The 14,281-nt window shown below is 44.0% G+C and carries 12 protein-coding genes; 4 read left to right on the top strand and 8 right to left on the bottom strand.

Translation table 11 applies throughout. The annotated features are described in order from the left end of the window. Positions 1 to 46 precede the first annotated feature (46 nt). Entirely contained in the window at positions 47 to 511 is a 465-nt protein-coding gene (locus tag AC08OG_RS09120; protein ID WP_439503432.1) for a DUF3592 domain-containing protein, read from the bottom strand. Between the two features lie 465 nt (positions 512 to 976). Here AC08OG_RS09120 and AC08OG_RS09115 point away from each other — a divergent pair, with 465 nt between their 5' ends. Continuing rightward, complete coding sequence (locus AC08OG_RS09115; RefSeq protein WP_482929344.1) at positions 977 to 3,085, top strand: TonB-dependent receptor; 2,109 nt, start codon at positions 977 to 979, stop codon at positions 3,083 to 3,085. Between the two features lie 121 nt (positions 3,086 to 3,206). Here AC08OG_RS09115 and AC08OG_RS09110 read toward each other — a convergent pair whose 3' ends face one another. From AC08OG_RS09110 to AC08OG_RS09100, 3 genes are all read right to left on the bottom strand, one after another. Beyond that, positions 3,207 to 3,659, bottom strand: coding sequence for an SRPBCC family protein (locus tag AC08OG_RS09110; RefSeq protein WP_292399168.1), 453 nt, complete (start codon positions 3,657 to 3,659; stop codon positions 3,207 to 3,209). Positions 3,660 to 4,103: 444 nt separating this feature from the next. Next, complete coding sequence (locus AC08OG_RS09105) at positions 4,104 to 5,123, bottom strand: L,D-transpeptidase family protein (RefSeq protein WP_482929343.1); 1,020 nt, start codon at positions 5,121 to 5,123, stop codon at positions 4,104 to 4,106. 41 nt (positions 5,124 to 5,164) lie between these two features. Beyond that, positions 5,165 to 5,680, bottom strand: coding sequence for a L,D-transpeptidase scaffold domain-containing protein (locus AC08OG_RS09100; RefSeq protein ID WP_482930538.1), 516 nt, complete (start codon positions 5,678 to 5,680; stop codon positions 5,165 to 5,167). Between the two features lie 284 nt (positions 5,681 to 5,964). Here AC08OG_RS09100 and AC08OG_RS09095 point away from each other — a divergent pair, with 284 nt between their 5' ends. Continuing rightward, on the top strand, positions 5,965 to 6,702 hold the full coding sequence (locus tag AC08OG_RS09095) for a murein L,D-transpeptidase catalytic domain family protein (protein WP_482929342.1): 738 nt from the start codon (positions 5,965 to 5,967) through the stop codon (positions 6,700 to 6,702). A gap of 227 nt (positions 6,703 to 6,929) precedes the next feature. On the opposite strand, the gene AC08OG_RS09090 is transcribed toward AC08OG_RS09095, so the two are convergent. After that, the gene (locus AC08OG_RS09090; protein WP_439503429.1) at positions 6,930 to 8,693 is read right to left on the bottom strand and encodes an autotransporter outer membrane beta-barrel domain-containing protein; all 1,764 of its coding nucleotides are present in this window, start codon (positions 8,691 to 8,693) and stop codon (positions 6,930 to 6,932) included. Between the two features lie 532 nt (positions 8,694 to 9,225). Here AC08OG_RS09090 and mltF point away from each other — a divergent pair. Both mltF and AC08OG_RS09080 read left to right on the top strand, forming a co-directional pair. Next, positions 9,226 to 10,593, top strand: coding sequence for a membrane-bound lytic murein transglycosylase MltF (mltF, locus tag AC08OG_RS09085; RefSeq protein ID WP_439503428.1), 1,368 nt, complete (start codon positions 9,226 to 9,228; stop codon positions 10,591 to 10,593). A 373-nt stretch (positions 10,594 to 10,966) separates the two neighbouring features. Next, a complete protein-coding gene (locus AC08OG_RS09080) occupies positions 10,967 to 11,548 on the top strand; it encodes a type 1 glutamine amidotransferase domain-containing protein (RefSeq protein ID WP_292357348.1) in 582 nt (193 codons plus the stop codon). Between the two features lie 227 nt (positions 11,549 to 11,775). On the opposite strand, the gene AC08OG_RS09075 is transcribed toward AC08OG_RS09080, so the two are convergent. The 3 genes from AC08OG_RS09075 to AC08OG_RS09065 form a co-directional block, all read right to left on the bottom strand. After that, entirely contained in the window at positions 11,776 to 12,216 is a 441-nt protein-coding gene (locus AC08OG_RS09075; protein WP_439503427.1) for a YqaA family protein, read from the bottom strand. 131 nt (positions 12,217 to 12,347) lie between these two features. Further along, positions 12,348 to 13,175 carry an N-formylglutamate deformylase gene (gene hutG / locus AC08OG_RS09070; protein ID WP_482929341.1) on the bottom strand — a complete coding sequence of 276 codons (828 nt, stop codon included), beginning with the start codon at positions 13,173 to 13,175 and terminating at the stop codon, positions 12,348 to 12,350. A gap of 296 nt (positions 13,176 to 13,471) precedes the next feature. Next, positions 13,472 to 14,188, bottom strand: coding sequence for a hypothetical protein (locus AC08OG_RS09065; protein ID WP_439503425.1), 717 nt, complete (start codon positions 14,186 to 14,188; stop codon positions 13,472 to 13,474). Positions 14,189 to 14,281: the final 93 nt, after the last annotated feature.

Here is a 14,281-nt window from a genome sequence, read left to right as displayed (position 1 = left end):
AATGCATAATCCGCTATTGGGTCTGATTTCCCAGCGCCAGTTAGCGCTACCCTATAATGCCCCTCCAACTTAGAACAGCAATGGCAACGCCGATAATGACACCTAACAAACCCAGAATTAAGTCACTGTATGGTTTGTCTTTTCTGGGGCCAGGGATCAATACAGACTCAGAGGGATTTTTCGGGTTGTAATAAATTTTGATATCACTATTAACTGGGTATTGATCGGCAAACTCTAGAGTTTCCGGGTACATCACCGTATAAAAGGCGGGTAATGTTCCAGTGTAGTTCTGGCCGTTAATTTGGTAGTTATATTCTACATTCAGCTTTTCAACTTCTTTTATTTGCCCACCTAAATTTCGTGAACCCCAAAGCAGCACTTCAGTCAGTTGTCCAGTAACGCTGGGCCAACGTTGGCTTGCCACTGCTTTCTGATAACTGGTCACAGAATGCTTTAACAAATAAATGCCAAATAGGGTTAACGCCGATCCTGCTAATAAAGCTATGTTCATTGCTTTAACTCTTTAATGTCAAACGCCATGCTCAGCCTGGATTTTTAATAAAAACATCATAAAAAATATAATGTTAATAACCGTAAGGCCTCGCATTAGCTTTTATCCAGATTGTTGTTAATTTTGTTCATGAATAACTACAACAATATCTTCAGCATCACTGAGGTTTACCGTGGTTTTATCGAGCCGTTCAGCACCTTGGGCCCAACTGCTTATCAGTTGTAATGAGAAAATATTTTTAAACTTTTATCTTTCCATGATTAATTGAGTAGCTCTCAGCTAATCCCCGTTGAGGGTATAAACGAATTTCCACTTCCACAAATTCACCCTTTAACAATTTTTTTTGAAAGGTAGCAATCCTTTATGGTCTGTGCAAATCTGCTAATCATCCTCTTTATATGCAATTGATAATGATTTAGATTAAGGTTAACATGTTGTGCTTTTAAAATTTAAATGGAGAAATTGATGCCACGGAAAAAGCTCTCACAACAAATGTTGTTTTTGTTACCAACGCTATCCTTATCGCTCGGGGTAATGGCCGATGAAGACGCTGTTAAACTGGACGAACTAACCATCACTTCAACCCGCTCTGACACACTGCTAAAAGATTCTCCACAGGTCGTTACCGTTATAAGCCAGGAAGAAATTCAGCAGCAAATGGAATTCTCCAGCGATACCTCTCAGGTGCTCAGCAGTTTGCTCCCATCTTTTTCTCCCAGCCGACAAAAATTGAGCAGTGCAGGGGAAACCTTTCGTGGTCGCTCTCCTCTGTTCCTGATAGATGGTGTTCCACAATCGAACCCATTAAGAGACTCTCAACGTGATGGGCACACCATTGATTTATCAATGGTTGAGCGTATTGAAGTGATTCATGGGGCAAGTGCCATTCATGGTTTGGGTGCTACCGGTGGCATTATAAATTTTATTACCAAGCGACCTACGGCCAATACACTAAAGCAACGTATGTCGGTTTCAACCACCATGCCGTCCAACAAAATTGATGCTGAAACCATGGGCTATCGGGCTGATTACAGCTTGCTGGGAAGCCAGAATAATTGGGAATACAGTCTGGGCTTGAGTTATGAAACGCAAGGCCTGTATCTGGATGATGACGAGGATCCTATCGGCGTCGATAACACACAGGGTGATCTGATGGATTCACGCAGCTATGACGTCTTTGCCAAATTGGGTTACTGGTTTGATGATAATCAGAACCTGGAATTGTCCATCAACCGTTTCCAGTTGGAAGGGGATAATAACTACACCAGTGTCGATGGCAATTTGGCCAACGGTACCCCCACAACCTCCATTAATGCGACCCCAATGGGGGATGCACCGAGAAACCGGGTATTAACTACCAGCCTGACCTATAAAAACTTTGATTTGGCGGGAATGGAATTTACCGCCCAGGCTTATCGGCAGGAATTTGAAGCATTATTTGGTGTTACAGACTCCACAAGTTTTGTTGACCCGGTTCTGGCCCCGGAGGGTTTTGATCAATCACAAAATGAATCCGATAAAAACGGCGCCAAATTCACCTTAATGAAAGATGGCTTATTTGATGACAAGCTCAAACTTACAACCGGTATCGATATCCTTGAAGACACCACCGAACAGCGTTTAATGCTGACCGGTAGAAGTTATGTGCCAGAGACGCAATTCAAAAACTACGCACCCTTTATTCAAGCGCAATTCAAGCCAATGGAATCTGTAGTATTCAATACCGGTTTACGTTACGAAAAAGCCAAGTTGAATGTCGATACCTATCAAACCGTGGCAAGTAAAAATGGTGTGACAGTGGAGGGCGGTAATCCTGAATTCAGTGAAACATTATTTAATATTGGTACGGTAGTCAGCCCAACCTCCTGGTTGAGCCTGTTTGCTAACTATTCTGAAGGTTTCGGTATGCCAGATGTAGGCCGGGTTTTACGTGGAATTGATACACCAGGACTGGACGTCGATAATTTTCTCGATTTAAAACCGATAGTGACAGAAAACAGTGAAATTGGCCTTCGTATTGATTGGCAGCAAGTCAACTTTGAAATCAGCTATTACCAATCAGATTCTGATTTGGGTTCCCGACTGCAACAAGTTGGTGATGATTTTTTCATCCAACGTGAAGAAACTGAAATTACTGGTGTAGAAACGACTTTGGGGTATCAAGTAAATAAAGCCAACCATCTGCAACTCAGTTATTCACATATCAATGGTCGCTCAGATAGTGATGGGGATGGTCAGGTAGATAGAGATCTGACCGGTGCTGATATTCCACCAAATCGTTTAATCGCCAGCTGGTCAGCAAACTGGTCACCTAAAGTAAGCTCTTTTATTCAGGCTAGTCACAACTTTACTCGCCGGTTTGATGAGAACCCTGAACTGGATTTCGACAGCTATACCCTGGTCGATGCTTCAGTCGGCTATAAACTACCAGCCGGTAAACTCAACCTGGCGTTTGCTAATCTGTTGAATAAAGATTACTTCACCTACTATTCACAGTCTGCACAGGCCAATCCAACCCGTTATTTTAAAGGTCGTGGCCGGACGGTAACGTTGGGTTACTCACTGGATTTTTAACAGCAGATTATCTTGGGCTTCGTGCCTTAGTACCGACTTACCATAAACGCTCGTTCCCACGCTCTTGTGTGGGAACGCGCTTATACAAAAAATTCCAAACCTATTTAAGTCACTAAACTCTTTAATCAGGAATCTCTGCTTCAACCAGCTTGGCCAGTTGTTCAAGTGATTCTTGCCATCCCAGATAACACATTTCAACTGGAATGACCGCTGGAATACCTTCCTGAACAATACTCAATTCCGTTCCACAACTCACTGATTTTAAGTCGATTGAAACCACCATTTCACCGGGAAGATTTTCGTCATCAAAACGATCCGTGTGGCGAATACGTTCATTAGCCACAAGCTCTACAAATTCGACAGTGAAAGTATGACTGTTGCCAGTACCGAAGTTTGTGAAAGACATCCTGTAGCCACCACCAGCGCGAACATCAATTTCATGGACCGTCCCAATAAACCCATAGGGAGGGAGCCAATATTCTAAAGCGCTTTTCTCTGTAAATGCCTTATAAACTCGCTCGGCTGGAGCTCGCAAAACGCGGTGTAATCGAACTGTACCTGTTTCATTCAACATAACAATATCCTTAATTTTGATTTATTCAGATTAGGAATAAATCAGTTAGTAGCTGTAGTGGAACAGAATTTCCAACTTGAAGCTTTGGAAGACCTCTGTCTCTACTGGATTGTCGAACGAGACTTCACGAGATCGACACTGTGGGGAAAAATTACTACATAGGGGAAGGATATAAAAAGACTGAGTTGGCTAATCCACTGATTCTCAAGAACAATATTTACAATTCATATATAAATTTATAGTTGTTGAAATGCAGCAGGTTTTGACACTGTTCCACATAAGTTTTATTTGAATAAAGAATGCATGGTGGGGCGCAAAATGAATGATGATATTTCCGGAAGCAGCTGGCGCCTGCCGGCTGATAGTCGTCGATCCAATCAACCAGAATGCGCTTGTCGGTTTATAAAAACGGCTGATAATGGAAAATTCTGAACTGAAACCTGTTTACATAATTGCAGGATGTTCTTCTAATTCAGTGAAAAGGGTATTTATTATTATTCTTTGCTGTGCTTTCAAGGCTGCCATCAATTTTGCATCGCGATGATATACATCGGGTCTGAATTCCAACCGACCATCGTCTAATGCCCTAGCTGTCCAGTAGTCCATCAAGATCGGTACGCTGGCAGGCAAGGGGATATTGCGTGTCTGTTTATTAAGCAAGGCATCGTTTATTGCGTTTTGGGTTTTCTGACTTGCACCAACGAAAAGTTTGTCCGCCAGTTGTTTGGCCGCTTCCACACGTACACAGCCGGAGCTAAAGGTACGCTTGTGGCTCGCAAACAGACTCTGATAGGGAGTGTCATGCAGGAATACGGAAAAAGGGTTGGGAAAACGGAAGACCACCAGACCAAGCGCATTGCTTGGCCCCGGATCCTGACGAAGCTTAATAGGACCTGGGTTTTGCCAGTCAATAGTGGCAGGATTTAATTCACGTCCATCCCGATCCAGTACTCTGAGTCGATTTTTGGCTAGATACGCTATGCTCCGCCGAATCTCGGGCAGCTTGTCTTGACGGTAAATGGTGGGGGGCACTGTCCAAGTGGGACTGAAGGTAAGGTGGGTTATGGAGGATCGAAGGATGGGGGTAGGGCGGCGTGCAGTCCCAACCTGCACCCTCCCTTGCCAGCCGATTTCTCCCTCATGAGTATAGGTAGCCTTTGCCCCGGCAATGTCAACCAGTAAAAGGGTGGGTGAGATTTCCCGCGCTAGCCAGCGCATACGCTCCAAGTTGATCTGTAACTGCTCCTCACGATAATTACGTGACAGATTAAGAGCGGCCAGCGTCTCGGGTCCCACAACTCCGTCTACCTTTAGGCGATGACGTGCCTGAAAATCCTTCACCATTTCCACCAGTTCTGCATCGTAGTGATCAGTGATATAAGAATGACGAACATTTTGCTGATCGACGCCGTTGATCTGTGATGCCAATCGTTGGCGGAGAATAGAAACTCTGACATCCTCCATGCCGGGTTTCAGTAGGGGGCCAGGTGGTACGATAGGCCAACTTACCTCACTATGTAGCTCGTGCCAGTTCTTGTAAGCTGAGCGTAATTTTCGGTATGCGGGTAATTTGGGCCGGGCGCTATCAAAACTGGCGCTGATGTTCTGCAGCCCCCGGCGAGCCACAACACCAAGGTTGTCAAGAGATGCGGCTTCGACCCCGCTGCTTTTATCCTCAACGAGTCGCCAGAGGGGGCAATATCTGAACGATCGAGTAAACCATACTGCAAGTGGTAGAGCGCTGCCAGATAGGCCGTAGACGCCAATAGATCGCGGCAGGCCAAGGTTTCGCCATCTGCACTGCTGATGGATCGCCATTCTTCCAGCTGCAAGAGGCCATACATCTTTGGATCCAGGCCATCCCATTTTACATCCGCAAGGGCAGCAAGCAAGCCATCATAGCGCCCAATATCCGACCACAGAGGAGCTGAGAAACTGTTACCGTATAAACTTTGCAGCCAGACCGCCTGGGATTGTGAACTGCTAGAGTCCGGGACACGACAAAGTCCGCCGTCAGACATAATCGGAGCAAGATCGCTGGCAAAATCTCCTAGTGAATTATTCACCGCCAACACCTGACAGGACCATACCGAAATGGCGAAAAAGCATGCAGTTAAAGCACACCACTTTGGTAACAAAATGTACAACCTTCTTGCTCCATTCTCCAAGCCTGTTAGAATCCCTTAACCATAACATTGTTAATTCGGGATGCGAACGAATTGTGCTGTTCGCACCATTATTGCGGTTCTGACATATGGACTCAGCCCTGATAGGGGCACCAGAGCACTATTAGGGGAAAACATTGATGCACAAGCCCTCATCCCGGCGCCATACGACAGCTTTTATCTTTAGCCTGATGCTGATCCTTTCCGTTCCATCTCTTGCCGCAGATAAAGCCCGAATGCTTTCGCTACTTACGGAAGACTTGGCCATTCAGGCCCCCAACATGAATCGAGCCGTACTGGACAAAGCCATTTCCGCGATGAGGTGTGCGGTCAATCATGGTGCTGACCAGGCGGACCGACTGGCGGTCATCGATTTTTCTTTACCTTCAACCGAACCACGCTTGTGGATATTTGATTTGAACAGCCGTTCACTGATTCTCGAGGAGCTGGTGGCCCATGGTCGCAACTCAGGTGATAATGTAGCGACCAAATTTTCCAATGAACAAGGCAGCCATCAGTCCAACATCGGTCTGTTCCGGGCTTCAGAGAGCTATATAGGCCGGCACGGTTATTCCCTGCGTATGGATGGCTTGGAACCTGGTATCAATGATCGCGCTCGAGAACGGGCAATCGTTATTCACGGTGCTGACTACGTGAACAATCAATGGATCAAACGCCATGGCCGCATCGGCCGAAGCCATGGATGCCCTGCAGTAAGCCGGGATGTTGCCGATCAGGTGGTGGATACACTTAAAGACGGCCAGTTTGTCTTTTCTTATTACCCTGATGATCATTGGCTTGCGACTTCCCCTTATCTCAACTGTCAACCCAAACGGGTGGCGGCAATTCTGCCACCAATCAACAATAAGGGTAGTTGATAGAGTCATCAGCGCGCACAAAACCAGTTTACTTGTGTACAAGCGATAACCAGTCCTGATGTCCTTAACCGTCTCATAAAGTTAGTGCTGAAATGATGTATTGTTAATGCTTCAACTTACCCCTTGATTTTCATAAAATTTAGAGTAAGCACGCATCGTTTCAATGTTCTTAATGCACTCATTAAATAAGTTTTACGCTACCAACATAATTAACCATCCAGCATTAATTACAAACCGAGTGTGTAATTCACATAAGCAGTGGCTGAGCCAGTACTTTGAAAAGGTAATTGTTGGTAGTAAAAATCTACTGCAATTCGTTGATTACTGGCGGGGCTGAAATAAGCACCAATGCTTGCCACAGGACGCGTGCGATTAAGACTGTCGTTAAAATTTTCACTGGTTAAGCCACTGACGCCCGTCGCTGTTAAATCATCTACGGAGTGAGAAAGGTCGTGTTCAATACCCACGCTACCAGTGAGATTCACTTTGTCTGTCAGTTTTTGATTGAGCTTCATACCCACTAAAGCAACGGTTGAACGGTCTTCAAGAGCGGCATAGGTCAAAGGCGAAAAGATAGAACCTTCTTCTGTATAGGCATCCTGTTTGATTCGGGTATAACGCAAAGCGGCATATGGCCTGACTAAGGTTCTCGCTTCATTCACCAGAAAGCTATAACTTAATTCACCCACATAGCTTTGTGTATTGATGGACGTGTCACCAACACCGGCTTCTGAGGTATTAGTGATCTCGCGTGTGGTGGTTAAATTTTTATCTTGGTACGCATTGGCAATTTTAACTTGATATCCCAAGTGATCTGCATTTTGATTCCAGACTATAAATATTCCCATCAGTGGATTTGCATTTGAAATATCCACACTGTCGACGGTATCAGTATTGAAATTGTGGTTTAAAAAGCCACCAAAGCGAAGGGTTGGTGTGGCTTTGTAGCCCGCTACGATTACGGCAGAAGTCTCATGCGTGCTGGGATTATCCACATAGGTCTGTTGACCACCCACAGAGACACAAAAACCTCTGGTATCAAATAAATCACAGTCATAAGTGTTCATGTTGGCAAAGTTTGTAGCGATAAGCTGCTGTGAAAATCCGCCGCGTAGGTCTGATGCTAGAGATTGAACAGAGGCTTGGGTATCAACAACGGATGGGCCGGCAAATTTAAATAATAAATCCCAGGCATTTAAAATCGACTCATTTGCTACCAGGCTGTAGCTATAGCTGCCATAAGTACCTGTTGTACCCGAAATATCGGCTATAGACGTAAATTCTTGCAGGACATTCAGATATCTTCCTTCGGAGACGACTGATGCATCGACGCCGGCAACAAGTGTGGTTCCCGTATTACCATAAATGTTAAGTGCCATACTGCCAGAGGAACGTGTGCCGTAAAGCTGACCATAATCCGTAGGGCTATTGATAATGATGTTGTAACTTTCGGGCAAATTACCCACGATTTTTATCGGGTTAGAAAGTCGTGCACCTTGTAAATTATTAAAAACCTTTATCGAGGCATTAACGTTGTTGATGCTTCCGAAAATACCGTTATAGTTGCCAAAATCACCCGTAATACGACCGACATTGGTTAATGAGTTGATGGTTGCTGCATTAGTAATACCGTATCTTACCGAACTCGACATTTGGCCAAAGTTAATCACCTCAACGTTGCCAGGCGAACTATTCCATAATCCCCATTGGTAATAGGTATCGATGGTTCCGTAATTGACTACTCTAGCTGATGTGGAGGTGGCCAAAATCACCACAGATCGACCCTTGACACCAGAAAACGCATCATTGTATACCGTAACACCGGAGGCAATCGTGACATCCGCCCCGGTATCAAGGGTTAGTCCTTTTACGTTATCTCCATTACAACTGGCTGTCACTTCCAGGGTAGTTGTGACTGTCACGCCGCCATTACACAGGGCAAAAGCAGGTCGGGTAAACAACACCAATAAGATGGAAATAATTAACTTCAACTCTGTTACTCCAGTGAGCAAGCATTAATACTGCAAATTTTTTGGTTGAGCAGCGGAAAGTAAAACTACGTTTTTTTATTGAGATTACTAATCGCTTAGAGTAGAAGTTGATAAGTAACTTATTATTTCAATTGATTAAATTTATTTTGCTAAATGCCTTTGGATTTCATTCTTGAGTACTTCAATTATGGCACTCAGACCAAGGCTTTAGGAATTTTTCACAGGTTATCACTTTTTAAATGACGTGGTTAAAATTGTTTATAAAGGATTACAAATTCAGCATAAAAAATAATTGAATAAAGGAGAAATTTTTTAATTATTCTGTAACTCAAAAAATATAACTAATTTATATAGATAAAAGTAAATATTAATAGTCAGGTTTATATTTTTATCTTATAAATGGAAGTCAAAGTAAAGTCATTGTTCCAAAGATGAACATTAGTGATAGGTTGAAAACCATTCTCAATTTTTCTGAACGATTTACTCAATTAGTGTCAAAACAGTAACTGACTAATCAATCAGAGGAGTTATTTTGTCGATTAAGGATATACGTCCACTGCTTTTTGGTGTGCTTACCATTTCATTAATCCCTGCCTGCTCAAGCGAGTCTCAACGGGCCAACCAAAATCTGGCAGCACCATCTGAAAGTGGTGTCTTACACGTTGCCACACGTAACGGTTCAACTACCTATTATTTAGACCGTCATGAAAATCCTGCCGGACCTGAATATGCGTTGATAACAGATTATGCTGCCGCACGTGGTTGGGAGGTTGAGTGGACAATGTATGACTCCACCTCAGCAGTAATCAAAGCACTCGACAATGCTTCAGTACATCTGGCCGCAGCAGGCCTTACCTTTAACACTCTTCGTAATGCAAAATACGCTAAAGGCCCAGCACATACCGAAGTGACCGAACAACTGGTTTGTCATCGGGAACTGAGTCCATTACCTGATTCATACGATAGCTTAAGCGATTTTGAGATTGTGGTGACGGAGGATTCCAGCTACGTAGCTACTCTCACTGAAATTAATGCTGATTATGCTGACATACAGTTTCGTGAAGATTCACGAACCAGTGAGTTGATACTTACCGCGGTGGCAGAAAAAAACATTCAATGCTCAGTGGCTGATGCCAATATCGTCAATATTATGCAACGGCATTTTCCCTATCTGGAAGTTGCCATGGACCTCACCGATGGCCGTAATCTCGGCTGGTATGCACCTAATAAATTCAGAAGCATTGCTAACGACGCGCATGAGTGGATGAACAGCCGTGAAGGTGATGAAGCCATTGGTCGGATGGAAAGTCGTTATTACAGCTATATCAGTGAGTTTGATTTCGTTGATTTACGTGCGCTCAATCGTAGTATTGATAAACGCCTGAAACGTTATATCGATGAATTCGAAACAGCAGAAGAAAACACTGGTATACCCGCTGACCTGCTGGCCGCCCTGGCGTATCAGGAATCAAACTGGAATCCAAAAGCCGTATCCCCAACGGGAGTGCGTGGCATCATGATGCTCACCCAGGCAACAGCCGAAGAACTGGGCGTGGAAGATCGCACTGATCCTGAAGAAGCTATCGATGGTGGCGCCCGCTATCTTGCTGATCGCCATCAACGCTTACCTGAATCAATTCCCGAGCCCGATCGAACTTACCTGGCACTTGCCAGCTACAACATTGGTCGAGGCCATTTATTAGATGCCCGGCAGCTGGCCCGTGATTTAGGTAAAAATCCGAATTCCTGGTCAGATATGCGTGAGGTCCTGCCATTGAAAGCGGACAAACGATATTACCCCAGCACCCGTTATGGTTACGCTCGAGGTTATGAACCTGTTCATTTTGTGCAACGTATTCGTAACTATCGTGATGTGATTAAGCCGGTTTTTACAGATTAACATCACAAAGAAAACGGGTAGGTTGGGTTGAGTTTACGAAACCCAACAATTCCATACATATCCTGTTGTCCTGTTGAACTTGTAACGTTTAAGAGAATTGTTGGGCTTCGTACCTCAGCGCCAACCTACCATACACCTCGTTCCCTTGCTCCTGCGTAGGAACGGACTTAAGCTGTAAATCTTACTGGCAAAGTTGTAAAAAGTTCATTTCCTGAGAATCTGAAATGTTGGGCTAGAAACCAACAGGCACGGCCAGTAACCATCTCCGAGGTATATTTTCAACTGGCATTGTCCTTGCGTTAATTGCTGGTAGACAACTTAAGCGCTTAGACCATAAGTAAGGTTAGCGCTCAACTTATCAGGAGGACAACCAATGCAAAATTCAGCGAATAATAGTAAATCTCTGCAAGGCAAAAAAATTGCGTTTCTCGTGACCGACGGCTTTGAGCAAATCGAATTGACTACGCCCTGGGAGCAAATCAAGCTTGCAGGCGCCGAAACAGAGTTGATAGCGCTCGAAGAAGGCAAAGTTCATGGCTTTAACCATCTCGACAAAGGCGATGCATTTCAGGTAGACAAAAGCGTCGCTGATGTATCGGCCGGTGATTATGATGGTCTGGTATTACCTGGCGGTGTTGCTAACCCGGATGCATTACGTACCGACCAAAATGCAGTTGAGTTTGTCCGTGGTTTTTTCACTGAACATAAGCCTGTGGCGGCGATCTGCCATGCCCCTTGGACACTAGTCGAAGCAGATGTACTTAAAGGGCGAAAACTGACATCCTGGCCAAGCCTGCGCACCGATATTCAGAATGCGGGCGGTAACTGGGTCGATCAGGAAGTAGTGGTGGACCAAGGGTTGGTGACCAGCCGAAAACCAGATGATCTCGAAGCTTTCTGCAGCAAAGCCATTGAAGAATTCGCCGAGGGTAAGCATGACCGCCAGCGGGCCTGATTAGACAGATTCGAGATCGAAAAGGGGGCGAGTTTATTTTAGTTAAATAAATCCGCCCCTTTTTTTAGTTAATTGACACCTGGATTTTCAAAATAGGGTAGGTTGAGTTGAGTTTACGAAACCCAACAATTAGATAACGTTGCGTCATTTATGAAGTGTTGGGCTTCATGCTTCAACCCAACCTACGGGATCTGTCTCTTTTAATTGTTGATCGTTTGATTTATCCGTCAATTGACATTCAATACCATGTAACTAATCACGACATACCGTAGAAATTTACCCGCTGTAACCAGTATAAGAAACCACTTTAAGCGAACCCGCAAAACACCTGCCATAACGGTTAATGGGTCACCGATTATTGGAACCCAAGCAAAACACAACGCAAACATGCCGTATTTAACAAAGCGCTGTTCTGCTCGTACGAAATCAGCTTCCGACATCCTTAACCACTTTTTTACCACAACCAAGCTAGCCCAGTAACCTAAAGCATAGTTTGTGAGTGAACCCAAAACGTTTCCTGTTGTTGCAATGATTACGAGCGTCGTGGGTGATAAACCATTCAGCAATAACGCACTCAAAACAATTTCTGAGCTTAAAGGTAAAATCGTCGCGGCTAAAAATGCAGAGATAAAAAGACCAATATGTCCGAGTTCTGATAAATATTCCATGATGCTCAATGTCTGTAGCACGGACAAAAATTGAAATAAATGGGGTCAGTTACCATTGATAGTTGTGAAGCAAATTTCAATCGACTCTGACCCTATTGATTCCTTGATTTTCAGAGTAGCAAGTAAACTTTTCAAGTTGGCTGACCCCTTGAACCCTTGGCCTGAGCCCAGTTCACCAGCTTAACAAACAGACCATTCAGTTCTGACTGCAATGCAGCAGCACGGGCAGCAGAATATGGGGCAGGAGAGTCACCTTGAACTTCGTGCATGTAGCTTTGCTGAGCTATTTCCAACTGCAACCCGTGAACCTGACTGGAAGGCTGGCCATAATGACGGGTTATCCAGCCACCTTTAAACCGACCGTTATGCACGAAAGAAAAATTACCACCGGATAAATGCTTTTCGACCAGAAGGGCAAGGTCTGGTGCGCAGCTTCGACCACTATTCGTACCCAGGTTCAAGTTGGGCAAAGTGCCGTCGAACAGTCGCGGACATTGTGAACGAATCGAGTGGGCGTCAAACAGAATGACAATGTCGTGATCCAGCAACAACCGGTCCAACTGCCCCCGAATAGCGGCATGGTAGGGTTCAAAATACTGCTTTTTACGACGTTCAATTTCTGCGTCGTCAAGAGGCGCTGAATACAGCGGCTGACCATCAAAACGGGTTGTTGGGCAAAGCTCTGTGGTGGCCTGGCCAGGGTACAATGACTGACCGGAAGGATCGCGGTTTACATCGACCACGCAGCGGGAAATAGCAGTACGAACGGTGGATATTCCCATTGAGCTGACAAAATCGTACAACTGGTGCACATACCAGTCGGTATCTGTCAGGGCTTGTTCGGTCGAACAGGCAAGCTGAGATTGGATAGAGTCGGGGATTTGCGTTCCGGTATGCGGTAAGCTCACCAGTACGGGGGCGCTACCCTGATTGATTTCCAGCCATTCGGTTGTCATCATTGAAGCTCCAAAATAAAACTTTGAGTTGTGGCCTTTCTCAGACCGTTAGCCAAAGGAGGTAGAAAACCGTGCTACCAAATCGTAAAAACAAGTTGGCTGACCCCTTGATATCCATTGATTAGGTCTATCCATTCTTTTTTCAAGTTGCTACCCCTGATATTATTGGGATCCATCAGGTAGCTTGTAGCGTCTGCTTTAATGTCATGTGATGTCAGAAAAACACTCCTCAAACAAACCGATATAACTGGAACATCAAACTCTCTGACCCTATTGTTTTTGTACATTGTTATAAAATATCAAAATCTATAAGCACTATCATTCAACGGTCTGTCCATCACGCCCAAGTTTTCAATTGTTAAAGCACCAGAGGGAGATGTTATAAAGCTTAATGAGTCATTTTTTGGTTCGCTTACGGTATAAGCTTGATTGCCAATGATATTTGTGTAAAAGGAGTTATAGGTTTTGCTGTAGTCGATATGTTCTCCATATGGAACTTGGCTTGCTGTAATTAGGATATATTTTTGATTCGGTGACGATTCTTTATCTATTTTAATAAATAACTCAAAGTGGTTATTTCCCCTTATGGACCACCTAACAAAGCTTAAATGATTAGGACCTGATTCTCTCAATATTTTATAGTTCTCATCAAGGATATAGATTTTAGGTAAAAATAATTGAATTGGTGATGTGTTTTTTTCTTGTGTATACGTAACAAGCTTGTAATAAGTAGTGCCAGATAATTTAGATATATCGAAAAGTTTGTAATGGCTTTTAAAATCATTGAAATCGGTAGCATGGCTATTTTCTAACATTGTGAAGTGAATAGTTTCTTCACTTAACATTTCTTTGTTCATCATTTCGGGTGTGACGCAGCAATCCGATGTATTCAAATGTGCAAGGCGCTCATTTTGAGTTTTTATTGACCCTTCAATCTCTGGTCTGTAGTTGTAAGTGCTACATCCCGTTGATAACAGAGAAGTAATAAGCATTAAACTTATTGAAATAAACTTCATAATTACCCTTTTTTATAACGGCGTGTTAATGAGGCTATTGGCCTCATAATTATTATTATCAGGTGGTCTTCTAATTCTGAAATTAATGGGGTC

The organism is Methylophaga sp. F7, assembly GCF_056863975.1.
The sequence above is the reverse complement of the archived record's forward strand: the minus strand, read 5'-3'. Positions and strand labels throughout refer to the sequence as shown.